Source organism: Roseateles sp. (assembly GCF_046300915.1).
GTDB lineage: Bacteria > Pseudomonadota > Gammaproteobacteria > Burkholderiales > Burkholderiaceae_C > Kinneretia.
Map to the genome: position 1 here is coordinate 1 of NZ_JBKCLH010000068.1, position 22,836 is coordinate 22,836.

At 66.7% G+C, this 22,836-nt stretch carries 21 protein-coding genes and 1 tRNA gene; 18 read left to right on the forward strand and 4 right to left on the reverse strand.

Annotation, left to right across the window (positions count from 1 at the left end; translation table 11 throughout):
* Positions 1-129 precede the first annotated feature (129 nt).
* From ndk to ACK5F2_RS05065, 17 genes are all read left to right on the forward strand, one after another.
* On the forward strand, positions 130-555 hold the full coding sequence (gene ndk, locus ACK5F2_RS04985) for a nucleoside-diphosphate kinase (protein ID WP_409863217.1): 426 nt from the start codon (positions 130-132) through the stop codon (positions 553-555).
* Between the two features lie 67 nt (positions 556-622).
* Positions 623-1,747, forward strand: coding sequence for a 23S rRNA (adenine(2503)-C(2))-methyltransferase RlmN (rlmN, locus tag ACK5F2_RS04990; protein ID WP_409863219.1), 1,125 nt, complete (start codon positions 623-625; stop codon positions 1,745-1,747).
* Between the two features lie 21 nt (positions 1,748-1,768).
* Complete coding sequence (gene pilW / locus ACK5F2_RS04995) at positions 1,769-2,560, forward strand: type IV pilus biogenesis/stability protein PilW (protein WP_409863220.1); 792 nt, start codon at positions 1,769-1,771, stop codon at positions 2,558-2,560.
* A gap of 10 nt (positions 2,561-2,570) precedes the next feature.
* Positions 2,571-3,482: a helix-turn-helix domain-containing protein gene (locus ACK5F2_RS05000; RefSeq protein ID WP_409863222.1), complete on the forward strand. Its 912-nt coding sequence runs from the start codon at positions 2,571-2,573 to the stop codon at positions 3,480-3,482.
* Positions 3,483-3,505: 23 nt separating this feature from the next.
* Positions 3,506-4,780, forward strand: a complete 1,275-nt coding sequence (ispG, locus tag ACK5F2_RS05005; protein WP_409863223.1) for a flavodoxin-dependent (E)-4-hydroxy-3-methylbut-2-enyl-diphosphate synthase — start codon at positions 3,506-3,508, stop codon at positions 4,778-4,780.
* Between the two features lie 5 nt (positions 4,781-4,785).
* Positions 4,786-6,102 carry a histidine--tRNA ligase gene (gene hisS, locus ACK5F2_RS05010; RefSeq protein WP_409863224.1) on the forward strand — a complete coding sequence of 439 codons (1,317 nt, stop codon included), beginning with the start codon at positions 4,786-4,788 and terminating at the stop codon, positions 6,100-6,102.
* A gap of 42 nt (positions 6,103-6,144) precedes the next feature.
* Positions 6,145-6,816, forward strand: coding sequence for a YfgM family protein (locus ACK5F2_RS05015; RefSeq protein WP_409863226.1), 672 nt, complete (start codon positions 6,145-6,147; stop codon positions 6,814-6,816).
* Positions 6,813-7,955: an outer membrane protein assembly factor BamB gene (bamB, locus tag ACK5F2_RS05020; RefSeq protein WP_409863227.1), complete on the forward strand. Its 1,143-nt coding sequence runs from the start codon at positions 6,813-6,815 to the stop codon at positions 7,953-7,955. The genes ACK5F2_RS05015 and bamB overlap by 4 nt, the downstream gene beginning before the upstream one ends.
* A 42-nt stretch (positions 7,956-7,997) precedes the next feature.
* The gene (gene der / locus ACK5F2_RS05025) at positions 7,998-9,335 is read left to right on the forward strand and encodes a ribosome biogenesis GTPase Der (protein WP_409863228.1); all 1,338 of its coding nucleotides are present in this window, start codon (positions 7,998-8,000) and stop codon (positions 9,333-9,335) included.
* Between the two features lie 87 nt (positions 9,336-9,422).
* Positions 9,423-9,674, forward strand: a complete 252-nt coding sequence (gene hfq / locus ACK5F2_RS05030) for an RNA chaperone Hfq (RefSeq protein ID WP_409863230.1) — start codon at positions 9,423-9,425, stop codon at positions 9,672-9,674.
* A gap of 91 nt (positions 9,675-9,765) precedes the next feature.
* The gene (gene hflX, locus ACK5F2_RS05035) at positions 9,766-10,950 is read left to right on the forward strand and encodes a GTPase HflX (RefSeq protein WP_409863232.1); all 1,185 of its coding nucleotides are present in this window, start codon (positions 9,766-9,768) and stop codon (positions 10,948-10,950) included.
* Positions 10,937-12,190, forward strand: a complete 1,254-nt coding sequence (gene hflK / locus ACK5F2_RS05040; RefSeq protein ID WP_409863233.1) for an FtsH protease activity modulator HflK — start codon at positions 10,937-10,939, stop codon at positions 12,188-12,190. Before hflX ends, hflK begins: the two co-directional genes overlap by 14 nt.
* Before the next feature lie 24 nt (positions 12,191-12,214).
* On the forward strand, positions 12,215-13,108 hold the full coding sequence (hflC, locus tag ACK5F2_RS05045) for a protease modulator HflC (RefSeq protein ID WP_409863235.1): 894 nt from the start codon (positions 12,215-12,217) through the stop codon (positions 13,106-13,108).
* 19 nt (positions 13,109-13,127) lie between these two features.
* Positions 13,128-13,316, forward strand: coding sequence for a DUF2065 family protein (locus ACK5F2_RS05050; RefSeq protein ID WP_409863236.1), 189 nt, complete (start codon positions 13,128-13,130; stop codon positions 13,314-13,316).
* Positions 13,317-13,420: 104 nt separating this feature from the next.
* A complete protein-coding gene (locus ACK5F2_RS05055; RefSeq protein ID WP_409863238.1) occupies positions 13,421-14,584 on the forward strand; it encodes an ATP phosphoribosyltransferase regulatory subunit in 1,164 nt (387 codons plus the stop codon).
* Positions 14,585-14,632: 48 nt separating this feature from the next.
* Positions 14,633-15,967, forward strand: a complete 1,335-nt coding sequence (locus tag ACK5F2_RS05060; protein ID WP_409863239.1) for an adenylosuccinate synthase — start codon at positions 14,633-14,635, stop codon at positions 15,965-15,967.
* 58 nt (positions 15,968-16,025) lie between these two features.
* Entirely contained in the window at positions 16,026-16,547 is a 522-nt protein-coding gene (locus ACK5F2_RS05065) for a phosphoribosyltransferase (protein WP_133602514.1), read from the forward strand.
* 148 nt (positions 16,548-16,695) lie between these two features.
* On the opposite strand, the gene ACK5F2_RS05070 is transcribed toward ACK5F2_RS05065, so the two are convergent.
* Positions 16,696-16,780 (reverse strand) — tRNA-Leu (locus ACK5F2_RS05070).
* A gap of 106 nt (positions 16,781-16,886) precedes the next feature.
* Between ACK5F2_RS05070 and rnr the strand changes: the two genes are divergently transcribed.
* Complete coding sequence (gene rnr, locus ACK5F2_RS05075) at positions 16,887-19,172, forward strand: ribonuclease R (protein ID WP_409863241.1); 2,286 nt, start codon at positions 16,887-16,889, stop codon at positions 19,170-19,172.
* A 28-nt stretch (positions 19,173-19,200) separates the two neighbouring features.
* On the opposite strand, the gene ACK5F2_RS05080 is transcribed toward rnr, so the two are convergent.
* The 3 genes from ACK5F2_RS05080 to ACK5F2_RS05090 all read right to left on the reverse strand — a co-directional run.
* On the reverse strand, positions 19,201-20,730 hold the full coding sequence (locus ACK5F2_RS05080; protein WP_409863243.1) for an NAD(P)H-hydrate dehydratase: 1,530 nt from the start codon (positions 20,728-20,730) through the stop codon (positions 19,201-19,203).
* 9 nt (positions 20,731-20,739) lie between these two features.
* Entirely contained in the window at positions 20,740-22,053 is a 1,314-nt protein-coding gene (locus ACK5F2_RS05085; protein ID WP_409863245.1) for an FAD-dependent oxidoreductase, read from the reverse strand.
* A 3-nt stretch (positions 22,054-22,056) separates the two neighbouring features.
* The coding region (locus tag ACK5F2_RS05090) for an amidase family protein (RefSeq protein WP_409863246.1) at positions 22,057-22,836 on the reverse strand (780 nt) is incomplete at its 5' end.

Sequence of the window (22,836 nt, forward strand, 5' to 3'; positions counted from 1 at the left end):
CCGCGGCGGCGGTCGCGGTCGCCGCTAAGCAAGGCATTTGCCGGGCCCTTACGGGGGCCTGGATCGTATTTACACAGTCACACAGTACAATCTCGGGTTTTGCCAAGCCCCAGATTTCAGGAGAAAAACATGGCGATCGAACGCACCCTTTCCATCATCAAGCCCGATGCCGTCGCCAAGAACGTGATCGGCCAGATCTATGCCCGTTTTGAAGCTGCCGGCCTGAAGGTCGTGGCCGCCAAGATGGTGCACCTGTCGCGCGGCGAGGCCGAGGCTTTCTACGCTGTGCACAAGGCCCGTCCCTTCTTCAACGACCTGGTGAGCTTCATGATCTCCGGTCCGGTGATGATCCAGGCTCTGGAAGGCGAAGGCGCCATCCTGAAGAACCGCGACCTGATGGGCGCCACCGACCCGAAGAAGGCCGAGAAGGGCACCATCCGCGCCGACTTCGCCGACAGCATCGACGCCAACGCCGTGCACGGCTCGGACGCTCCCGAGACCGCCGCCCAGGAAGTGGCGTTCTTCTTCCCCGGCATGAATGTCTACAGCCGTTAATTCGGCCCCAAGCCTCTTGCGCTGCTCAGGCCTGGAGGCCTGAGCAACACAGCGAGAAGCAACACCCATGAACGCGGTCAACCTGCTTGGATTCGATCTGGAAGGACTGGCTGCGTTCTGCGAGCAGCTGGGGGAAAAGCGCTTCCGCGCCACCCAGCTGTTCCGCTGGATTCATCAAAAGGGCGCCTCTGACTTTGAGCAGATGAGCGACCTGGCCAAGTCGCTGCGCGAAAAGCTGCGCGGCAAGGCCCACATCACGGCCCTGCCCGTGATCTCCGAACATGTCTCCGCCGACGGCACGATCAAGTGGCTGTTCGACGTGGGCGGCGGCAATGCCGTCGAATCGGTCTTCATCCCTGAAGATGATCGCGGCACCCTGTGCGTGTCCAGCCAGGCCGGCTGCGCGGTGGGCTGCCGTTTCTGCTCCACCGGCCACCAGGGCTTCAGCCGCAATCTGGAGACGGCCGAGATCATTGCCCAGCTCTGGTATGCCGAGCACAGCCTGCGCCAGCGCTTCAAGAGCAGCGAGCGCGTGATCACCAATGTGGTGATGATGGGCATGGGCGAGCCCCTGCAGAACTACAACGCCCTGGTGCCGGCCCTGCGCATGATGCTGGACGACCATGGCTATGGCCTCTCGCGCCGCCGCGTGACGGTCTCGACCTCGGGCGTGGTGCCCATGATCGACCGCCTGCGCGAGGATGTGCCGGTGGCCCTGGCCGTGTCCCTGCACGCGCCCACTGACCCGCTGCGTGACCAGCTGTTGCCGCTGAACAAGAAGTACCCGATTGCCGAGCTGCTGGAGGCCTGCAATCGCTATCTCGAGAAGGCGCCGCGCGACTTCATCACCTTCGAGTACTGCATGCTGGACGGCGTCAACGACACGCCGGAGCAGGCCGAGCAGCTGGTCAAGCTGCTGCGCGGCAAGGTCTCGTGCAAGCTCAACCTGATTCCTTTCAACCCCTTCCCGGCCTCGGGTCTGAAGCGCAGCTCGAACGCGCGCGTGCAGGCCTTTGCCGAGGTGTTGATCAAGTCCGGTATCGTCACCACGGTGCGCAAGACCCGTGGCGATGACATCGATGCCGCCTGCGGCCAACTGGCCGGCGAAGTGCAGGACCGTACCCGCGTGGAGCAACGCATGGTGCGGGCGCCGGTTGTGGTTCACGGTCTCGGGGGGCGCAATCCGCAGTGATGCACTGATGAATGGGCGCTCATGAAGACAAGACTCCTGCAGATTCCGCTTGCACTGGCCCTGGCGCTGGGCTTGCTAGGCTGTGCCGGCACCCATACCGGCTCGACTGAGCCGCGCACGGCTTCTGATCAGACCGATCTGGATCGTCGCGCGGCCGTTCGCGTCGAGCTGGCCTACGGCTATTTCGCCCGTGGACAGTTGCCGACCGCCTTGGACGAGCTCAAACAGGCCCTGATGGTCAAGCCGGACATGGTCGAGGCGCTGGGTCTGCGAGGGCTGGTCTACGCGGCCATGGGGGAAATGACGCTGGCGGAGGAGAGCTTCCGTCGTGCGCTGGCTCTGAAGCCGAGCGATCCCGACACGCTTCACAACTACGGCTGGTTCCTCTGCCAGCAAGGGCGCTTTCCGGATGCGGGCGTGCAGTTTGAGCGCGCACTTGCCCAGCCGCAGTACCGTGGCGTGGCGCGAACCTTGTTGGCCCAGGGCGTCTGTGAAGCCACGGCGGGACGGCTGGGTGCGGCCGAGCGCACGCTGGCGCGCGCCTTCGAGCAGGATCCGTCCAATCCGGCCATCGCGATGAATCTGGCCGATGTGCTGTACCGCAATGGTCAGCATGAGCGCGCGCGCTTCTACGTCAAGCGAGTCAATGAGCAGCCCGAGCAGGTGAATGCGCAGAGCCTGTGGCTGGCCCTGCGCATCGAGCGGCGCTTGGGAAACACCATTTCGGTGGGCGAATACGGCCAACAACTGCGCAGGCGCTTTCCGCAAGCGCCCGAGACGCAGGCATTGAACAGTGGTCGATTCGATGAGTGAGGGGGAACGCATGTCCACGATCGTCAGCGAGGCGCCCAGCCAAGTGGCGCCGGATGCGATGCAGCCGTCGCAGACGGCGGGGGGGCGGCTGCGTGCCGCCCGTCAGGCACAGGGTTTGAGCATTGCCACGCTGGCCGCTCGCCTCAAGGTGCCGCAGGCCAAGCTTGAAGCCATGGAGGCCGACCGCCATCAGGATTTGCCGGACGCCACCTTTACCCGGGCTCTGGCCAAGGCCATGTGCCGTGCCCTGCAGCTGGATGCAGCACCGGTGCTTGACTTGCTGCCGCGTGGCAGCGAACCCGGGCTGGATCGAGTCAGCAAGGGGCTCAACACGCCGTTTCGTGAGCGCATGGCGGGGGACGGAAGCCCTTCGCTCGAATGGCTCAAGCGACCCATGATCTGGGGCCCAGCTCTTTTGCTGGCTGGGGCCCTGGCGGTCTACCTCTTGCCCAATGAGTGGCTGCAGCCCCCGGCTGCCAGCGAGGTCGAGTCGCCCAAGTCGATGCTGGAGCCGCAGGCGCTCCCGACTTCATCGCCGGCTCCTGCGGCCAGTGCCGATGCGGCTTTGCAGTCGCAGGCCCCCGTGCCGGCCGTCAATGTGCCGCCCGCTCCCGCTACGGCAGCGTCTGCTGTGCCGGTACCAGGCGCCGTGCCCACGCCGACGGCTAGTGCACCCTTGCCGGGACAGGTGCCGATGCAGATCAAGGCTCGCGAGGACTCCTGGGTTGAGGTCAGCGATGCGCAGGGCCAGGTCTTGTTCTCCAGGCTGCTGCGTGGCGGTGAGCAGGCCTCGCTGAATGTGCAGCCGCCGCTACGCCTGCGCGTGGGCAATGTGGCTGGCACCGATATTCTGCTGCGGGGCAGTCCGGTTGACCTCGCGGCTCAGGCCCGTGACAACGTCCTGCGCATGGAACTCAAGTAGGCATCTTTTCCGAAGTACCCATCATGATCGATACCGAAAGCAGCATTGCCGAGGCCATCGCGGCCGCCCGTCCCGCGCCCCGACGTAGCCGTCAGGCCACCGTGCGCTGGGGCTCGCGCGTCGTCACCATCGGGGGGGATGCGCCTGTTCGCGTGCAATCCATGACCAACACGGACACGGTGGATGTCATCGAGACGGCCATCCAGGTCAAGGAGCTGGCCGTGGCGGGTTCCGAGATGGTGCGCATCACGGTCAACACGCCCGAGGCCGCCGAGGCGGTGCCGCATCTGCGTGAGCAGCTCGATCGCATGGGCATCGATGTGCCCCTGGTCGGCGACTTCCACTACAACGGCCATCGCCTGCTGACCGAGTACCCGGCCATGGCCCAGGCGCTGTCCAAGTACCGCATCAACCCCGGCAATGTGGGCAAGGGCGACAAGAAGGACCGCCAGTTCGCCATGATGGTCGAGGCGGCGATGCAGTACGACAAGGTCGTGCGCATCGGTGTGAACTGGGGCAGCCTGGATCAGGAGCTGCTCGCGTCCATGATGGATGAGAACGCCAAGCGGTCCCAGCCCTGGGATGCGCAGCAGGTGATGTATCAGGCCCTGGTCCAGTCGGCGCTGAGTTCGGCCGAGTACGCCCGGGAGCTGGGCATGAACCCGGACAACATCATCATCAGCTGCAAGGTCAGCGGCGTGCAGGACCTGATCTCGGTCTACCGCGCCCTGGCCCAGCGCTGCGACTATGCGCTGCACCTGGGTCTGACCGAGGCCGGCATGGGCACCAAGGGCACGGTGGCCTCGGCCACGGCCCTGTCCATCCTGCTGCAGGAAGGCATTGGCGACACCATCCGTGTCTCGCTCACGCCCCAGCCCGGCGAGGCGCGCACCCAGGAGGTGGCCGTCGCGCTGGAGATTCTGCAGTCCCTGGGCCTGCGCGCCTTCAATCCCAGCGTGACCGCCTGCCCCGGCTGCGGCCGCACCACCAGCACCACCTTCCAGGAGCTGGCCAAGCAAATCGACGACTTCCTGCGCGCGCAGATGCCGGTCTGGCGCAGCAAGTTTCCGGGTGTGGAGACCATGAAGGTGGCCGTGATGGGCTGCATCGTGAACGGCCCGGGCGAGAGCAAGCATGCCGATATCGGCATCAGCCTGCCCGGCACCGGCGAGGCGCCGGCTGCCCCCGTCTTCATTGATGGCCAGAAGGCCCTGACCCTGCGTGGCGACAACATCGCCGCCGAATTCCATGCCCTGGTCGAGAACTACATCGAGAAGCGCTTCGGCGCCGCCGCCTGATATCCATGACTGAGCAGAAGAAGGTGCAGCCCCTGCAGGCTGTGAAGGGCATGAACGACATCCTGCCGCCCGAGTCGGCGCGCTGGGAATGGCTGGAAGGCAAGATGCGCAGCGTGCTGCAGCGCTACGGCTACCAGAATGTGCGCACGCCCATCGTCGAGCCCACGGCCCTGTTCGTGCGCGGCATCGGCGAGGTGACCGATATCGTCGAGAAGGAGATGTACGCCTTCGAGGACCGCGCCGACAAGCACGGCCAGGCCGAGCATCTGGCTCTGCGCCCCGAGATGACCGCGGGCGTCGTGCGCGCCATGATCGAGCACAGCTTTCTGCGTGACTCGGGCCGCCGCCTCTACTACTTCGGCCCCATGTTCCGCCGCGAGAAGCCGCAGAAGGGCCGCTACCGCCAGTTCCACCAGATGGGCGTCGAGGCCCTGGGTTTCAACGGCCCCGATGTGGACGCCGAGGTCATCCTGCTGGGCAGCCGCCTGCTGCGCGAGCTGGGCCTGAAGGATGGCGAGCATGTGCGCCTGGAGCTGAACTGCCTGGGCGCGCCCGAGGAGCGCCGCGCCCATCGCGAGGCCCTGGTGGCCCATCTGGAAGTGCACAAGGCCCTGCTGGACGAGGACAGCCAGCGCCGCATGTACAGCAACCCCCTGCGCGTGCTGGACACCAAGAATCCGGCCCTGCAGGACATGGCCAATGCGGCGCCTAAGCTGCTGGACTTCCTGGGCGAGGCGTCTCTCGCGCACTTCAACGGCGTGCGTGCCATCCTGGACGCAGCGGGCATCGCCTACACCATCAATCCGCGCTTGGTGCGTGGCCTGGACTACTACAACCTCACCGTGTTCGAGTGGGTGACCGACAAGCTCGGTTCCCAGGGCACGGTCTGTGGCGGTGGTCGCTATGACGGCCTGATCGAGCAGCTGGGCGGTAAGCCCACGCCGGCCGTGGGCTTCGGCATGGGCATGGAGCGCATGCTGCTGCTGCTGGAAGAGGTGGGCGTGGCGCCAGCCGCACCGGTGCCGGATGTCTATGCGGTCGTGCCCTCGGCCCAGGGTCTGCCCCAGGTCATGGTGGCGCTCGAAGCCCTGCGTGCCGCCGGCCTGAGCGTGGTGCTGCACCCGGGACAGTCCAGCATGAAGTCCCAGTTCAAGAAGGCCGACGCCAGCGGCGCCGCCTATGCCCTGGTCTTTGGTGAGGACGAGCTGGCGCGCGGCGAGGTGGCCATCAAGCCGCTGCGCGACGCGGGTGCCTCCCAGATCAGCCGCAGTCTGGCCCTGGTGTCCGAATGGGCGGCCGAGCTGCTGCCGCGCAACGCATAATCGCGCATCTTCTCTTCAGCCCCTCAATCGAACAGTTCCGCAATGGCGTCTCATCTCGATCTCGAAGAACAGGAACAGCTGGACCAGCTGAAGGCCTTCTGGAAAAGCTACGGCAATCTCATCACCACCGTCATCACCCTGTGCCTGCTGGCATTCGCGGGCTGGAATGGCTGGAACTGGTGGCAGCGCGAGCAGGCCGTCAAGGCCGGCGCGATGTTTGAGGAGCTCGATCGTGCCGCCCAGGCCGGTGATGTCGACAAAGTCGGGCGGGCCTTCAGCGACCTGAAGGAACGTCATCCCGGGACCAGCTACGCGGCTCAGGGCGCCCTGCTGGCGGCCAAGCTGCAGCTGGACAAGGGGCAGTCGGAGCCTGCGCGGGCTGCCTTGAGCTGGGCGGTGGAAAAGGCCAGCGAAACCGAATATCGGGACATCGCTCGCCTGCGTCTGGCGGCCCTGCAGATGGATGCCAAGCAGTACGACGAGGCCGTCAAGACCCTAGACGGGGTCAAGGGCGCCGACTTTGCGGCCCTTGTCGCTGATCGCCGTGGTGATCTGGCGCTGTTGCAGGGCAAGCCGGATGCAGCCAAGGCTGAGTTCCTCAAGGCTTACAAGGGCCTGGACAAGGGCTTGGACTATCGGCGCCTGGTCGAGGCCAAGCTTGCCACCCTGGGCGTTGCGGCGCCTGAGGATGCAGCATCGGGAGCCGCACGATGAAGGCGCGCCTGAACACCCTGTTGCGGCCGGCTGCCGCCGTGCTCGTGCTGGCGGTGCTGGGCGGCTGCTCCCTGTTCAATTCCAGCAGTGCGCCCAAGCCGGCTGCTCTGGAGGCCCAGGTCGGCAGCGTGGGCCTGCGCCAGGTCTGGCAGGCGCGCGTGGACGGCGTGCAATTCCCCTTGTCTGTGGCGGCAACGGCCTCGCGCAGCTTTGTGGTGGCGGGCAGCGATGGCGCTGTGCAGGCCCTGGCGGCCGACACCGGCGCCCTGCTGTGGCGCGGTGAGGTGGGCGCTAAGCTGGCCGCCGGCGTGGGCAGTGATGGCCGTTTCGCGGCGGTGGTGACGCGCAACAACGAGCTGGTCGTGCTGGACGGGGGCAAGCCCCTGTGGCGCAAGGTCCTGAACTCCACCGTGAGCACGGCTCCGCTTGTCGCCGGTGAGCGCGTCTTCGTGCTGACCGTGGACCGTCAGGTGCAGGCCTTTGACGCCGCCGATGGTCGCCGTTTGTGGGATCTGCGTCGTCCGGGCGATCCGTTGACGCTGTCGCAGCCCGGCGTGATCGCGGCCTACAAGGACACTCTGGTGGTGGGGCAGGGCGCGCGTCTGGCCGGCGTGGACCCTCTGCGCGGCACCCTGCGCTGGGAGGCCAATGTGGCCACGCCCCGCGGCACCAACGAGGTGGAGCGCCTGGCTGATCTGGTCGGTCCGCTGGCCCGCGTGGGCGACACCCTGTGCGCCCGTGCCTTCCAGTCCGCCGTGGGCTGTGTCAACGCCGAGCGTGGCGCCGCTCAGTGGAGCCGCAATACCGGCGGCACCCGCGGCGTGGCCGCCGATGTGCGGCATGTCTACGGCGTTGACGCGTCGGACCGGATCACGGCTTGGAAGATCGCCAATGGCGATATTGTCTGGAGTGCCGAGCAGCTGACCAACCGTCGCCTCAGCGCGCCCCTGGCCACCCCCCGTGGCCTGCTGGTGGGTGATCTGGAAGGCTATGTGCACCTGCTGGCCGCCGACAGCGGCAAGACCCTCGCCCGTCTGCCCACCGATGGCTCGCCCGTGGCGGCCGCACCGGTGCAGCTGGACGGCGTGGTGCTGGTCGCCACCCGCAACGGTGGCCTCTTCGCGCTGCGCACCGACTGACCCACCCCTGTCCTGAAACGACAAGAACAATAAGATCTCGCCATGAAACCCGTCATCGCCCTGGTCGGCCGCCCCAACGTCGGCAAATCCACGCTGTTCAACCGGATGACCAAGAGCCGCGATGCGATCGTGGCGGACTTTGCGGGCCTGACCCGCGACCGCCACTACGGTGACGGCCGCCTGGGCAACCGCGAGTTCATCGTCATCGATACCGGTGGCTTCGAGCCCGACAGCAGCACCGGCATCGTCAAGGAGATGGCCAAGCAGACCCGCCAGGCCGTGGCCGAGGCGGATGCGGTGGTGTTCGTCGTTGACGTTCGTACCGGGCTCTCGGGCCAGGACCAGGACATCGCGCGCTATCTGCGCCAGGCCAACAAGCGCACCTTCCTGGCGGTCAACAAGGCCGAGGGCATGAGTGACTCGCCCCTGCTGGCCGAGTTCCACGAGCTGGGCATGGGTGAGCCTCATCCCATCTCGGCCGCACATGGCCAGGGCATCCGCAGCCTTCTGGAAGCGGTGCTGGATCCTTTCGGCCCGGAAAGCGATGAGGAGCCGCCGCCGGAAGAGGAGGGCGTGATCCGCATTGCGGTGGCCGGACGCCCGAACGTGGGCAAGAGCACCCTGATCAACACCTGGCTGGGCGAGGAGCGCCTAGTGGCCTTCGACATGCCGGGTACCACGCGCGACGCCATCAGCGTGGACTTCGAGCGCCATGGCCAGAAGTTCAAGCTCATCGACACCGCCGGCCTGCGCCGCAAGGGCAAGGTTTTCGAGGCGATCGAGAAATTCTCGGTGGTCAAGACCCTGCAGGCGATTGGCGATGCGCATGTGGTGCTGCTGCTGATCGACGCGACACAGGGTGTGTCCGACCAGGATGCCCACATTGCCGGCTATGTGCTGGACAGCGGCCGCGCGGTGGTGGTGGCCATCAACAAATGGGACGCGATCGACAGCTACCAGCGCGAGCAGCTGGAGCGCTCCATCGAGCACCGCCTGGCCTTCCTGAAGTTCGCGCCCCTGCACCGCATCTCGGCGCTCAAGCGCCAGGGCCTGGGTCCGCTGTGGAATGCCATGGCCGACGCCTATGCATCCGCCTTCAAGAAGATGACCACGCCGGTGCTCACCCGTCTGATCCAGGAAGCGGTGGACCACCAGCAGCCCAAGAAGCACGGTCTGTCGCGGCCCAAGCTGCGTTACGCCCACCAGGGCGGCATGAATCCGCCCATCGTGGTCATCCACGGCACGGCGCTGGACGGCGTCACCGACGTCTACAAGCGCTATCTGGAAGGTCGCATCCGCGCTCACTACAAGTTGGTGGGCACGCCGTTGCGCATCGAATTGCGCTCTGCGAAGAATCCCTTCGCGGACAAGGACGCCTGAGCGCAGCCGTCATCGGGGCTTTCCCTGTGTTAAGGTGCAAGCCTTCCAACCTCTTACCCAAGCCCTCTCTCTAACACGGAGCATATCGTGAGCAACAAAGGACAACTCCTGCAAGACCCTTTCCTGAACCTGCTGCGCAAGGAGCATGTGCCGGTGTCGATCTATCTGGTCAATGGCATCAAGCTGCAAGGGCATATCGAGTCCTTCGATCAGTACGTCGTCTTGTTGCGCAATACCGTGACCCAGATGGTCTACAAGCACGCCATCTCGACGGTGGTGCCTGGTCGCGCCGTGAATTTCCATCCGGCTGACGGTAATAGCGGCGGCGAAAGCGCCTGAGCCCGCGTCAGCGTCAGCGCCATGGGGGCCATGGGCCCCCTCTGAACCCTTGAGTTCTACCTCCTCCCACCTCTCTAAGACGCCCGCGACGTTGCCAGACTCGGCGGCGCGCGCCATTCTTGTTGGCGTCGAGATTGGCCGTAGCGGCCATTTCGACCCCACGCTCGATGAACTGGCCTTGTTGGCCGAGTCGGCCGGCGACACGCCGGTGGCCCGCGTGATCGCGCGCCGCCAGGCGCCCGATGCTGCCCTGTTCGTAGGTTCGGGCAAGGCCGACGAGATCAAGCTGCTGGTGCAGGCTCATCAGGCCCACACGGTGCTGTTCGATCAGGCCATCTCCCCGGCCCAGCAGCGCAATCTTGAGCGTGTGTTGGGGGTGCCCGTAGCCGACCGTACCGCGCTCATCCTCGAGATCTTTGCCGCACGCGCCAAGAGCCACGAGGGCAAGCTGCAGGTGGAACTGGCGCGGCTGCAGTATCTCGCCACGCGCTTGGTGCGGCGCTGGAGCCATCTGGAGCGTCAGAGCGGCGGCATCGGCATGCGCGGCGGCCCAGGCGAAGCCCAGATCGAGCTGGACCGCCGCATGATCGACGAGCGTATCAAGGCCACCAAGGAGCGGCTGAAGAAGGTGCAGCGCCAGCGCGGCACCCAGCGCCGCGCACGCGAGCGTAACGAGGTCTTCAAGGTCTCCCTGGTCGGCTATACCAATGCCGGCAAGTCCACGCTCTTCAATGCCTTGGTGAAGGCCCGCAGCTACGCGGCCAATCAGCTCTTCGCCACCCTGGATACCACCACCCGTTCCATGTATCTGGAGGCGGCGGGTACCAGCATCTCCCTGTCCGACACCGTGGGTTTCATCCGCGATCTGCCGCACAAGCTGGTGGAGGCCTTCCGCGCCACCTTGCAGGAGGCGGCCGAGGCCGATCTGCTGCTGCATGTGGTGGACGCGTCCAGCCCGGTGCTGGACGAGCAGATGATCGAGGTGGAGCGCGTGCTGGAGGAAATCGGCGCCACGGGCATCCCCCAGATCCTGGTCTACAACAAGCTGGACGCGCTGGAAGACAGTCAGCGCCCGCGCGGCTTGGTGGACAGCTTGGAGCGCCCCGGCGCAGGTCCGCGGGTTCCGCGCGTCTTTGTCAGTGCCCTCACGGGGGAGGGCCTGGATCTTTTGCGTCAACAGATTGTCCAGGCGTTGCAGGCCCACGGCTTGAACGGGCTGGAGTCGGCCCCATTTGCCCACAACTTGAATGACAGGCATGAGCATGAACAACACTGAGACCGCTGCACGGCCCTGGCGACGTCTGGCCGGCCGCCTGCTGATGAGCAATGGTCGCAACGACGGCCCGCCCGATCTGGACGAGCTCTGGCGCGATTTCAACCGCAAGCTCTCCGGCCTGTTTGGTGGCAAGGATGGTGGCGGTCAGCCTCCGCAGGGTGGCAATGGCCACAACGGCGGGGGGAACAATAATTTTCAGCCCGATATGAAGAGCGCCGGCATCGGCGCTGGTCTGATTGCCGGCGTCGTGGCGCTGGGCTGGCTGGGAAGTGGCTTCTACATCGTGCAGGAAGGCCACCAAGCCGTGGTGACCTCCTTCGGCAAGTACAGCAAGACCGTGGATGCAGGCTTCCAGTGGCGCCTGCCGTATCCCTTCCAGGCCAATGAAATCGTTCCCTTCACGCAGCTGCGCTCGGTGGAAGTGGGGCGCAACTCGGTCGTGGCGGCCACCGGCCTGCGGGACTCCTCCATGCTCACGCTGGATGAGAATATCGTGGACATCCGTTTCACGGTGCAGTACCGGCTCAAGGATGCGCGGGAGTACCTCTTTGAGAACCGCAGTCCGGACGAGGCCGTGATCCAGGCCGCCGAGTCGGCTGTGCGCGAGATCGTGGGCAAGAGCAAGATGGATTCGGTGCTGTATGAACAGCGCGACGCCATTGCTGCCGATCTGGTGAAGTCGGTGCAGGTGCAGTTGGACCGCCTGAAGGCCGGCATCGTGATTGCCAATGTCAATGTGCAGAACGTGCAGGCACCGGAACAGGTGCAGGCGGCGTTTGACGACGCGTTCAAGGCGGGCGCCGACCGGGAGCGACTCAAGAACGAGGGTCAGGCCTATGCCAACGAGGTGATCCCCAAGGCGCAGGGCACGTCCGCGCGCCTGCGTGAGGAGGCCGAGGGCTACAAATCCCGCGTGGTGGCGCAGGCCGAGGGTGATGCGCAGCGCTTCAAGAGCGTGCTGGCCGAGTACCAGAAGGCGCCGGGCGTCACGCGCGACCGTCTCTATATCGAGACCATGCAGCAGGTCTACAGCAATGTCAGCAAGGTCATGGTCGAGAGCCGTAGCGGCTCCAATCTGCTTTATCTGCCGCTGGACAAGCTGCTGCAGCAGTCAGGCAGTAGTGTGACCGCCAGTCCGCCGGTGCCCGCGGCCCTGCCCGAAGCAGCCGCAGCACCCGGCAGCAATGTGGATGTGCGTTCGCGCGATGGTCTGCGCGGACGTGATCGCGATGGTCGTTGATGGCGAGCTGAGGAGAACTACAAGATGAATCGCATTGCATCCATCGCTGTCGGCGCCCTGATCGCCTTCATGGCCGCCAGTTCCACGCTCTTTATCGTGGACCAGCGGCAGTTCGCCGTGATCTACGCCCTGGGCGAGATCAAGGAGGTGGTGACCGAGCCCGGCCTGAAATTCAAGCTGCCGCCGCCTTTCCAGAACGTGGTGTTCCTGGATCGCCGCATGCAGACCCTGGACAGCCCGGAGTCACGTGCCATCTTTACCGCCGAGAAGAAGAGCCTCGTGATTGACTGGCTCGTCAAATGGCGCGTCACCGATCCACGCCAGTTCATTCGCAACAGCGGTACCGATATGCGCAATGTCGAGGCCAGGCTGAGTCCCATCGTCCAGGCCGCCTTCAACGAGGAGGTGACCAAGCGCACCGTGACCTCGGTGCTGGCCACCGAGCGCGACAAGGTGATGAACGATGTGCGCAAGCGCCTGGAGGACGAGGCCAAGCAGTTCGGTATCGAGGTGGTGGATGTGCGCATCAAGCGCGTTGATTTCTCCGCCAACATCACCGACTCCGTTTATCGTCGCATGGAGTCCGAGCGCAAGCGCGTGGCCGCCGAGGCGCGTTCCACGGGTTCGGCCGAGAGCGAAAAGATCCGTGCCGATGCTGACCGTCAGCGCGAGGTCATCGTGGCCGAGGCCTATCGCGATGCGCAGAAGATCAAGGGTGAGGGCGACGCCAAGGCCTCGGCCCTGTATGCCGAAGCCTTTGGTCGCGATCCTCAATTCGCACAGTTCTACCGTTCGCTGGAGGCCTATCGCGCGACCTGGCGCAACAAGTCGGACGTGATGGTGGTGGATCCCAGCAGCGAGTTCTTCAAGACCATGCGCGGCGGTGCGCCGGCGGCGGCTGCCAAGGGTGGCAAGTAAGGCATTCGGGGTCTGACGCATGGGCGAGACCCTGTTGACGGCCCTGGCGCTGATGCTGCTCATCGAGGGCTTGCTGCCCTTGTTGAATCCGCAGGGTTGGCGGCAGGTTTTCAGCCGCCTGCTCGCCCTGAGCGATGGCCAGATTCGCTTTGTCGGTCTGGCCAGCGCCCTGGCAGGATTGGCCCTGCTGCTGGCACTCGGCGTCTGAGGCGCGGGGAGGGCGGCGGCCTTAGGCGGCCGATATGCTCGGGTTTTCGCGCGTTGTCGCGGCAGCCCGGTACAATGCCGCTTTTAACTGCGCCCCATAAGCCCATGTCCTCTGCTTGGCTCCTGCCCGAGCACATTGCCGACGTCCTGCCGTCCCAGGCGCGCCGCATTGAAGAATTGCGCCGCGATATGCTGGACATGGCGCGCAGCTATGGTTGCGAGCTGGTCATGCCGCCGCTGCTGGAGCATCTGGACTCCCTGCTGTCGGGCACCGGCCGCGAACTCGATCTCAAGACTTTCAAGCTGGTGGATCAGCTTTCGGGCCGCTCTCTGGGCCTGCGGGCTGACACCACGCCCCAGGTCGCGCGCATCGACGCCCATCTGCTGAACCGCGCCGGCGTGACGCGCCTGTGCTACTGCGGTCCGGTGTTGCATACCCGCCCGGATGGGCTTCACGCCACCCGCGAGCCTCTGCAGTTCGGCGTCGAAATCTATGGCCATGCGGGCCTGGAGGCCGATCTGGAGGTGCAGGAGCTGGCGCTGGATGCGCTGCGCCGAGCCGGTCTGAGCGATATCGCCATCGACCTGGGCGACGCCCGCCTGGTGCAGGGCGTGCTGGGCGAGCTGCGCCTGGGCGCTGAGGCCCTGGGTGCCATCGTGAGCGCCCTGGCGTCCAAGGACCCGGTGGCCCTGGCTTCGGCCAGCATCGAGCTGCCGGCAGAAGCCGCGGCCGGTCTGCAGGCCTTGCTGGGCCTGTATGGCGGTATCGAGGTACTGGCCCAGGCGCGCGAGCGCCTGCCGCGAAACGCCGTGGTGAATGCCGCCCTGGATGATCTTCAGTGGCTGGCCAGCCATCTGCAGCAGGTCCACCCCGAGGTGGCCCTGGGTTTCGATCTGGCGGATCTGCGCGGCTACGCCTATTACAGCGGCGTGCGTTTCGCGATCTATGCCGCCGGCTCCAGCGATGCGGTGCTGCGCGGCGGTCGTTACGACGAGGTGGGGGCGGTGTTCGGCCGTCGTCGCCCCGCCGTGGGTTTCAGTCTGGACCTCAAGGCCCTGGTTCAGCTGAGTCCGGCCACGCCCCTGCGCGCCGCGGTGCGTGCGCCCTGGGGCGAGGATGTCGGTCTGCGGGCGGCGATCCGACGTCTGCGCGAGCAGGGTGAGACCGTGGTGTGCGTGCTGCCCGGGCATGAACACGAGGGCGATGAGTTCGACTGCGACCGCGAGCTGGTCCGCATCGAGTCCCAATGGGTGCTGCGCGCGCTCTGAGCACGCCGCGTCGCCAAACAATCTTTTAACGAATCGAGCAAATTCATCATGCATAGCGAAATTGCGCGCGGCCGGAATGTGGTGGTTGTCGGCACCCAGTGGGGTGACGAGGGCAAGGGCAAGGTGGTCGACTGGATGACCCCTCACGCCCAGGGCGTGGTGCGCTTCCAGGGCGGTCACAATGCCGGCCACACCCTGGTGATCAAGGGCGTGAAGACCGCGCTGCAGCTGATCCCCTCGGGCATCATGCGCGACGGCGTGGCCTGCTACATCGGCAACGGTGTGGTGCTGGATCCCACCCATCTGATGGGCGAGATCGAGCGCCTCGAGAAGGCTGGCGTGGAAGTGCGCTCGCGCCTCTTCATCTCCGAGTCTTGCCCGCTGATCCTGCCCTTCCACGTGGAAGTGGACAAGGCCCGCGAAGCCCTGCGCGAGACCAATGGCAACGGCAAGATCGGCACCACCGGCAAGGGCATCGGTCCTGCCTATGAAGACAAGGTGGCCCGCCGAGCCCTGCGTGTGCAGGACCTGAAGCATCCCGAGCGCTTTGCCAAGAAGCTCAAGGAGCTGCTGGAGCTGCACAACTTTGCGCTGTGCGGCTATCTGAAGTGCGGCGCCCTGGAGTTCCAGCCCATCTTCGACCAGGCCATGAAGCTGGCCGAGGCTATCAAGCCCATGATGGCGGACGTGGGCTATATGCTGCACAAGGCCCATCTGGCCGGCCAGAACATCCTGTTCGAGGGCGCCCAGGGCACCCTGCTGGACATCGACCACGGCACCTACCCCTACGTCACCTCCAGCAACTGCGTGGCCGGCAATGCCGCTGCCGGCGCTGGCGTGGGTCCGCAGATGCTGCACTACATGCTGGGCATCACCAAGGCCTACACCACCCGCGTGGGCTCCGGCCCCTTCCCGACCGAGCTGGAGTGGGAAAAGGAAGGCACGGTGGGCTACCACCTGTCCACCGTGGGCCAGGAAAAGGGTACCGTGACCGGGCGCGCTCGCCGCTGCGGTTGGCTGGATGCCGCTGCGCTCAAGCGCTCCATCATCATCAATGGCATCACCGGCCTGTGCATGACCAAGCTGGATGTGCTGGACGGCCTGGCTGAGGTGCAGATGTGCGTGGGCTACGAGCTCAATGGCCGGACCATCGACATCCTCCCGCTGGATGCCGACGAGATCGTGGCCTGCAAGCCCATCTACGAAACCTTCCCCGGCTGGACCGAGACCACCGCCGGCATCACCGAATGGGACAAGCTGCCCCTGAACGCCCGCCGCTATCTGGAGCGCGTGCAGGAGGTGGTGGGCACGCCCATCGCCATGGTCTCCACCGGCCCGGACCGCGATCACACCATTCTGCTCAAGCACCCCTTCCAGGCCTGAAGGCCTGCAGGCATCAAGGCTTGAGCTTCACCATCTATTCCAACGAGGAGCCCCACCCATGTTGACCGACGACGGCAAGCATCTGTACGTGTCTTGGGACGAGTACCACCTGCTGACCGAGCGCCTGGCGCTCAAGGTCTACAACTCCGGCTGGGAGTTTGACCAGATCCTGTGCCTGGCGCGGGGCGGCATGCGCCCGGGCGATGTGCTCTCGCGTGTGTTCGACAAGCCGCTGGGCATCATGTCCACCAGCTCCTATCGAGCCGAGGCCGGCACCATCCAGGGGCGTCTGGACATCGCCAAGTACATCACCATGCCCAAGGGCGAACTGGCCGGCCGCGTGCTGCTGGTCGATGACCTGGCCGATTCGGGCGTGACGCTCAAGGCCGTGGTGGAGCGCCTGCGCGGCATGCCTGCCATCAGCGAACTGCGCTCGGCCGTGATCTGGACCAAGGGCGTGTCGACCTACACACCGGACTACTACGTCGAGATGCTGGAGACCAGTCCCTGGATCCACCAGCCCTTCGAGGAGTACGACAGCCTGCGGCCCGATGCTCTGGCCAAGAAGTTCGCGGTCTGATTGCGACGCAGGCCGCTAGCGCGATGCCTTTTTGCAAAGCCGGTTCAGCCTCGCGCCGAGCCGGCTTTGTTGTATCTGGCGCAGCGGGTGCCAGCAATGCGTTTGGAGAAATGAAAAAGGCCAGCACAATGTGCTGGCCTTCGGCATTTGGTGCCCAGGAGAGGACTCGAACCTCCACGGAGTTACCCGCTAGTACCTGAAACTAGTGCGTCTACCAATTCCGCCACCTGGGCAAGTGACCAAAGACTTGAAAAGTCGTTGGCGTTTCAGGAAAGCTAGGATTCTATCATCAAAAAATTCAAATCCGCAAGCGAAGCGGCCCAGGGGGCTGCAACGGTCTTGAGCGAAGTCGAGGGCCGGGTGCAAGGGCACCGTGACGGCCACGGTTTCCTCACGCCCGATGACGGGCAGTTGGACATCTACCTCTCTGCGCAGGAGATGCAGGCGGTCATGCATGGCGACCGTCTGCGTGTACGCGTGCTGCGCTTCGACAAGCGCGGCCGCCCCGAGGGCAAGGTGCTGGAGATTCTCGAGCGCAAGAAGCGGCCCATCATCGGCCGCCTGCTGCTGGAGTCCGGCGTCTGGCTGGTTGCGCCCGAGGACAAGCGCATGGGCCAGGACATCCTGATCCCCAAGAACGGCATCGCCAATGCCACGGCCGGCCAGGTGGTGGCGGTGGAGCTGACCGAGCCTCCCTCGCTGTACTCGCAGCCCGTGGGGCGCGTGGTCGAGGTGCTGGGGGAGATCGACGACCCAGGCATGGAGATCGAGATCGCGGTGCGCAAGTACGAGGTGCCGCACCGCTTCAGCGCCGAGACCCTGGCCCAGGCCGCCAAGCTGCCCGACAAATTGCGCGCCGCCGACCTCAAGCAGCGCATCGATCTGCGCGATGTGCCCCTGGTCACCATAGACGGCGAGGATGCGCGCGACTTTGATGACGCGGTCTACTGCGAGCCCCACAAGCAGGGCCGCGGCAAGAACGCCTTCAATGGCTGGCGCCTGCTGGTGGCGATTGCCGATGTGAGCCACTACGTGAAGCCGGGCGAGCCGCTGGATGCCGATGCCTACGAGCGTGCCACCTCGGTCTACTTCCCGCGGCGGGTGATCCCCATGCTGCCGGAGAAGCTCTCCAACGGCCTGTGCTCGCTGAACCCGGAGCAGGACCGCCTGGCCATGGTCTGCGACATGCTGATCGACGCCGAAGGCGAGACCCGCGCCTACCAGTTCTACCCGGCCGTGATCTGCTCACATGCGCGCCTGACCTATACCGAGGTCGCGGCCGTGCTGGGCAATACCCATGGGCCCGAGGCCGCCAAGCGCCGCGAGCTGGTGCCGCATCTGCTGCATCTGCATGAGGTCTACCGGGCTCTGCTGGCGCAGCGCGCCAAGCGCGGCGCGGTGGACTTTGAAACCACCGAAACCCAGATCATCTGCGACGACAACGGCAAGATCGAGAAGATCGTGCCGCGCACCCGCAACGAGGCCCACCGCCTGATCGAGGAGGCCATGTTGGCCGCCAATGTCTGCGCGGCCGACTTCATTGCCGGGGCCAAACAGTCCTCGCTGTTCCGGGTGCACGAGGGTCCCACGCCCGAGAAGCGCGCGGCCCTGCAGGCCTATCTGCGCGCCCTGGGACTGGGCCTGGGCATCAGCGACGATCCCTCGCCCGGCGAGTTTCAGGCCGTTGCTGCGGCCACCAAGGACCGGCCGGATGCGCAGCAGATCCACCAGATGCTGCTGCGCTCCATGCAGCAGGCCATCTACACCGGGGCCAACGCGGGCCACTTCGGCCTGGCCTATCCGGCCTACACCCACTTCACCAGCCCCATCCGCCGCTATCCGGACCTGCTGGTTCACCGGGTCATCAAGGCCATGCTGGGTGGCAAGCGCTATCTGCTGGATGCCGCCAAGATGGAGGTGCCCGAGCCGCCACGTCGACCCGGCCGCGCCAAGCCCATCAACCCCGCCCAGGCCAGCACCGAGCCCGAGCGCTGGGAAGTGGTGGGTGCGCATTGCAGCGCCAATGAGCGCCGGGCCGACGAGGCCTCGCGTGATGTGGAGGCCTGGCTCAAGTGCCGCTATATGCGCGAGCACCTGGGCGAGGAATTCAGCGGCGTTGTCAGCGCGGTGACGAGTTTCGGCCTCTTCGTGCAGCTCGATGCGCTCTACGTCGAGGGCTTGGTCCACATCACCGAGCTGGGCGGTGAGTACTTCCGTTTCGACGAGGTGCGCCAGGAATTGCGTGGCGAGCGCACCGGCATTCGCTATGCCACGGGCGCGCGCGTGCAGGTGCAGGTCAGCCGGGTGGACCTTGATGGCCGCCGCATCGACTTCCGTCTGGTGCCCGAGAGTGGCGAGGCGCGCCTGCTGTCACGCGCGCTGCGGGACAAGCAGGGCGGGGCGGAATCGTCGCGGAGCCGGTCTGCACAGCCTGCGAGCGCTGTAGAGGCGCTGGCTCAGGTGCAGCGCCAGGACCGTGAACTCAAGGCCGGGCGTCGCAAGGCAGCCAGCCCCAAGAGCCGCTCGCCCAAGACCGGCCCATCGGCAGGGCAAGGCAAGACGGGTGGGGCGGCGGGCAAGCGTGGCACGCCCAAGACCGAGGCGCCGCGCGGCAAGCGGCGCTGAGGCCGGCAGTCCCTTCGGGAGAGGGGACTCAGTCCGGCACCTGTGGGTGCAGGCGGAGCATGCGTTCAATGAGCTCCGCCGCCCGCAGCGGTCCGCCTTCGGCACCCGAGGCTGCAGCCCCATGCCAGTAGACCGCCGCGCAGGCCAGGGTGTGGAGGGCGTCGTTCTCGGGATGCTTGCGCGGTAGCTGGGCCCAGAGTCCTCCGAGCCAGCCGGCCAGGACATCCCCCGTGCCTGCGCTGGCGAGGCGGCCGTTGCCGCTGCTGTTGATGGCGCAGACGCTGCCGGGGCTGGCGATCACGCTCCCCGAGCCCTTGAGCACCACGCAGCAAGCCAGGTCCAGAGCGAGCGCCTGGGCGGAGCCCAGACGATCTGCCTGCACCTCCTGGCTGCTGGATCCCAGCAGGCGAGCTGCTTCCAGGGGGTGTGGCGTCAGCACGGTCGCCAGTCCCTGGGCGGCGCGGGCGCGTAAGAGGCTGCGCAAGCCTGCGTCGGCCGCCAAGGCGTTGAGTGCGTCGGCATCCAGAACCAGACGGCTTGCGTGTGCAAGCAGCTGGGGCAAGACGCGGGCGATCAGCGATGCGCCACCGCAGCCTGCCACCACGGTGTGCTGGGACCAGGTCGCGGGCTCGGCGAGTTGAGCCTCTTGCCAGTGCATCAGTTCCGGGCGCCCGAGAGGCGTGTCCGTCTTGGCCTCCAGCAGGCCGACGTAGATCCGGCCCGCACCGGCCGCCAGGGCGGCTTGCGAGGCCAGCTGCGCGGCGCCGCGCATCCCGGGCGCGCCGCCGATCACGAGCACATCACCCCAGGAGCCCTTGTGGCTGGCGTGCCCGCGCGGCCCCAGCAGGGCTTGCCACTCGCCCAAGGCCTGGGTGCCCAGCAGCCAGGCGCTGGGTGCATGGGGGCTGGGGTGCCCCAGCTCATCCCACCAGATGTCGCCCGACAGCGCGCGCCCCTGCGCCGTGAACAGGCCGGGCTTCAGGGTCAGGAGGCACAGGCAATGCTGGGCCTGCACCGCGACACCGGCGCAGCTGCCATGCTGGCCATCCAGGCCGCTGGGCAGATCGATGGCAAGCACCGGTGCACGCTGCCGGTTGATCAGGGCGATGGCCTCGGCCAGCCAGCCGGCGGGCGCACGCGCAGCGCCCAGTCCGAGCAGGCCGTCGATGACCAGGTCGGCATCCAGGGCCTCTGGCAGGCTGTGCTGCGGGCTCAGGCCGGCCTGCCTGGCCTCTTCCAGTGCCCAGGCGGCATCGGCCGGGCGTGAGTGCCCGGCGCCGGCGGCCTGCGGCGCCACCCAAAGCTGCACCATGCGCCCCTGCCTGGCGAGATGCTGAGCGGCAACCAGGGCGTCCCCCCCGTTGTTGCCCGGGCCGCAGAACAGTGCGATGCGCCTTGCGGCGGGATACAGGGCCAGTGCCATCTTGGCCACGGCCAAGCCCGCGCGCGCCATCAGGGCATGTGGCGGCGTGAGTGCCAAGGCCTCGGACTCCCAGGCCCGGCTCGCGGCCAGGCCGTGCAGGGGCAGATGGATCGGCGAGGGCAGGATGCGGCGCATGGCCGCAGATTAGCGCAAGCGCGCGACGCTCAGCGCCCCAAGATCCAGCTCGGGTGTGCGTCCGGACAGCTCTTGTGCCAGCAGCCGGGCACAGGCGCTGGCCAGGCCCCAGCCCTGGCCGCCGTGACCCAGATTCAGCCACAGGCCGGGCGAGCCGCTGCGACCCAAGACCGGCAGGCCGTCGGGCAGGCTGGGGCGTGCGCCTTTCCAGCGCTGCAGCTGGCTGGCCTGGATGGCACCGGGGAAGCAGTCATTGAGCAGGCGGTGCAGAGGGGTGAGCGAGGTGTCGGCAAAGCTGTCGGCCGAGCCTCGCAGTTCGTGGCCGCCCGCAACCCGCAAGCGCTGGCCGATGCGGGCAATGCTGAGCCCGCTGCGCAGATCGCTCAGGACCCCGCGCGGGCCGAGGTCGGGATAGGCCTCGAGCTGGCGCAGCGGTGCAGTCAAGGAATAGCCCCAGACCGCGCGCAGCGGCAACTTCAGCCCCGTTGGCCTGAGCAGGCCGCCGGCGCCCAAAGCGGCGCACAGCACAACGGCATCAAAGGACTCGCGCTGGAGCTCGGGGCTCTGCGGCCGAGTGCTTGGTGCCTCGCTGCTGCCGGCATCGGCGAATCGGGTGCTTGGACCTGCTGACTCGTCGGGCGGGGTGTGCTCGTGCACCAGGGTCGGGCCTTGCCCTGGTTCGATGTGGCGGACCGTGGTGTGAAAGCGCAGCTTGACGCCCAGTCGCTGGGCCTCGACACGCAGTGCCTGGGCAAACTGGCGGCCGTTGCCGGCCTCGTCGCCCGGCAGGTAGAGCCCGCCCTCCAGGGGCAAGTCGGGGTTGAGGCCGGGCTCCAGTCGCAAGCAGGCTGCCGTATCCAGCAGACGATGGGCGAGTCCGACTTCAGCCAACTGATCGGTCATGGCCTCGGCCAGTGCCCGCTCCCGCGCACCGCGCAGCAGCAGCAGGTGGCCTTCGGCGCGCTCGTAGTCCAGGTGCAGTTCTTGCCGCAGCGTGCTCAGGCGCCGCTGGCTGAAGATGGCCAGTTGCCGCAAGGTCTGCTGACGTGCCGCGCGCAGCCGTGGCTGGCTCTGCCGCCAGGCACGCCAGATCCAGCCCAGCTGGGTCGGCTGGCGAAGCCCGCCCAGCAGCAGGCTGCGCGCAAGCGCTGGTGCGGGCCAGGGGCTCATGGTGGCCGGTGATATCAGTCCGCCTTGGGCGAAGCTGTTCTCGGCGGCCACACCGCCGCTGCGTTCGAAGACGGTGACCTCGTGGCCCTCCAGGGCCAGCTCGTAGGCGCTGCTGATGCCGACGATGCCGGCACCGACGATGGCGATGCGCATGACTCAGGCCTCCCGCTCGTGCTGGAGCAGGGCTTCGGTCTGCAGGGCCAGGCTGAGCAGGGCGTCGTCGCGCAGGGCAGGGGCCCACAGCATCAGGCCCGTGGGCAGGCTGCCCGGCGCATGGCAGGGCAGGGAAATGGCACAGCCGTCCAGGAGGTTGACGACCGAGGTGTTGCGCAGCATCAGGAGATTGGTGGCGAAAAAGAGTTCATCGTCGGCCTGCAGCGGCGCCAGTTCGGGCGCAACGCGGGCGACGGTCGGGCTGAGCAGGGCATCAAAGCCCTGCAGGGCCTGCTCCATGGCGGCGATCCAGTTGCGGCGCGCGCTCAGCAGGTCCAGGTAGTCGGCGGCGGTGAAGCCGGCGCCGCGCTTGATGCGCAACGCCACCCGCGCATCGTAGTCGCTCTCGCGCTCGGCCAAGCGGGCGCGATGCCAGGCCCAGCTCTCGCAGGCGGCCAGGCCGCCCTGGATTTGCAGGGCGCTGAAGTCGCGCAGCGGCGTGGGATCGATGTGCTCGATCTGCGCGCCCGCGGCCGACAGCTGTGCCAGGCTGCGCTCGAAGTCCTGCGCTACCTGGGCGTCCAGCCCCTCCAGCATGGCGCGTGGCACCCCCAGGCGCATGCCTGACCAGGGCCGGGGCTGCAGCCTGACCCGGCGGGCTGCGAGGATTTCGTGCAGCAGCACCGCGTCGCGCACCGAGTGGGTAATGGCGCAGCTGGTGTCCAGGCTGGGGGCCAGGGGGATGCAGCCGGCGGCGGGGGTGAGGCGGGCGGTGTTCTTGAA

Coding starts and splice junctions, on each gene's coding strand:
- ndk (WP_409863217.1), top strand. CDS start 130: ATGGCGATCGAACGCACCCTTTCCATCATCAAGCCCGATGCCGTCGCC.
- rlmN (WP_409863219.1), top strand. CDS start 623: ATGAACGCGGTCAACCTGCTTGGATTCGATCTGGAAGGACTGGCTGCG.
- pilW (WP_409863220.1), top strand. CDS start 1,769: ATGAAGACAAGACTCCTGCAGATTCCGCTTGCACTGGCCCTGGCGCTG.
- ACK5F2_RS05000 (WP_409863222.1), top strand. CDS start 2,571: ATGTCCACGATCGTCAGCGAGGCGCCCAGCCAAGTGGCGCCGGATGCG.
- ispG (WP_409863223.1), top strand. CDS start 3,506: ATGATCGATACCGAAAGCAGCATTGCCGAGGCCATCGCGGCCGCCCGT.
- hisS (WP_409863224.1), top strand. CDS start 4,786: ATGACTGAGCAGAAGAAGGTGCAGCCCCTGCAGGCTGTGAAGGGCATG.
- ACK5F2_RS05015 (WP_409863226.1), top strand. CDS start 6,145: ATGGCGTCTCATCTCGATCTCGAAGAACAGGAACAGCTGGACCAGCTG.
- bamB (WP_409863227.1), top strand. CDS start 6,813: ATGAAGGCGCGCCTGAACACCCTGTTGCGGCCGGCTGCCGCCGTGCTC.
- der (WP_409863228.1), top strand. CDS start 7,998: ATGAAACCCGTCATCGCCCTGGTCGGCCGCCCCAACGTCGGCAAATCC.
- hflK (WP_409863233.1), top strand. CDS start 10,937: ATGAACAACACTGAGACCGCTGCACGGCCCTGGCGACGTCTGGCCGGC.
- hflC (WP_409863235.1), top strand. CDS start 12,215: ATGAATCGCATTGCATCCATCGCTGTCGGCGCCCTGATCGCCTTCATG.
- ACK5F2_RS05050 (WP_409863236.1), top strand. CDS start 13,128: ATGGGCGAGACCCTGTTGACGGCCCTGGCGCTGATGCTGCTCATCGAG.
- ACK5F2_RS05055 (WP_409863238.1), top strand. CDS start 13,421: ATGTCCTCTGCTTGGCTCCTGCCCGAGCACATTGCCGACGTCCTGCCG.
- ACK5F2_RS05060 (WP_409863239.1), top strand. CDS start 14,633: ATGCATAGCGAAATTGCGCGCGGCCGGAATGTGGTGGTTGTCGGCACC.
- ACK5F2_RS05065 (WP_133602514.1), top strand. CDS start 16,026: ATGTTGACCGACGACGGCAAGCATCTGTACGTGTCTTGGGACGAGTAC.
- ACK5F2_RS05080 (WP_409863243.1), bottom strand. CDS start 20,730: ATGCGCCGCATCCTGCCCTCGCCGATCCATCTGCCCCTGCACGGCCTG.
- ACK5F2_RS05085 (WP_409863245.1), bottom strand. CDS start 22,053: ATGCGCATCGCCATCGTCGGTGCCGGCATCGTCGGCATCAGCAGCGCC.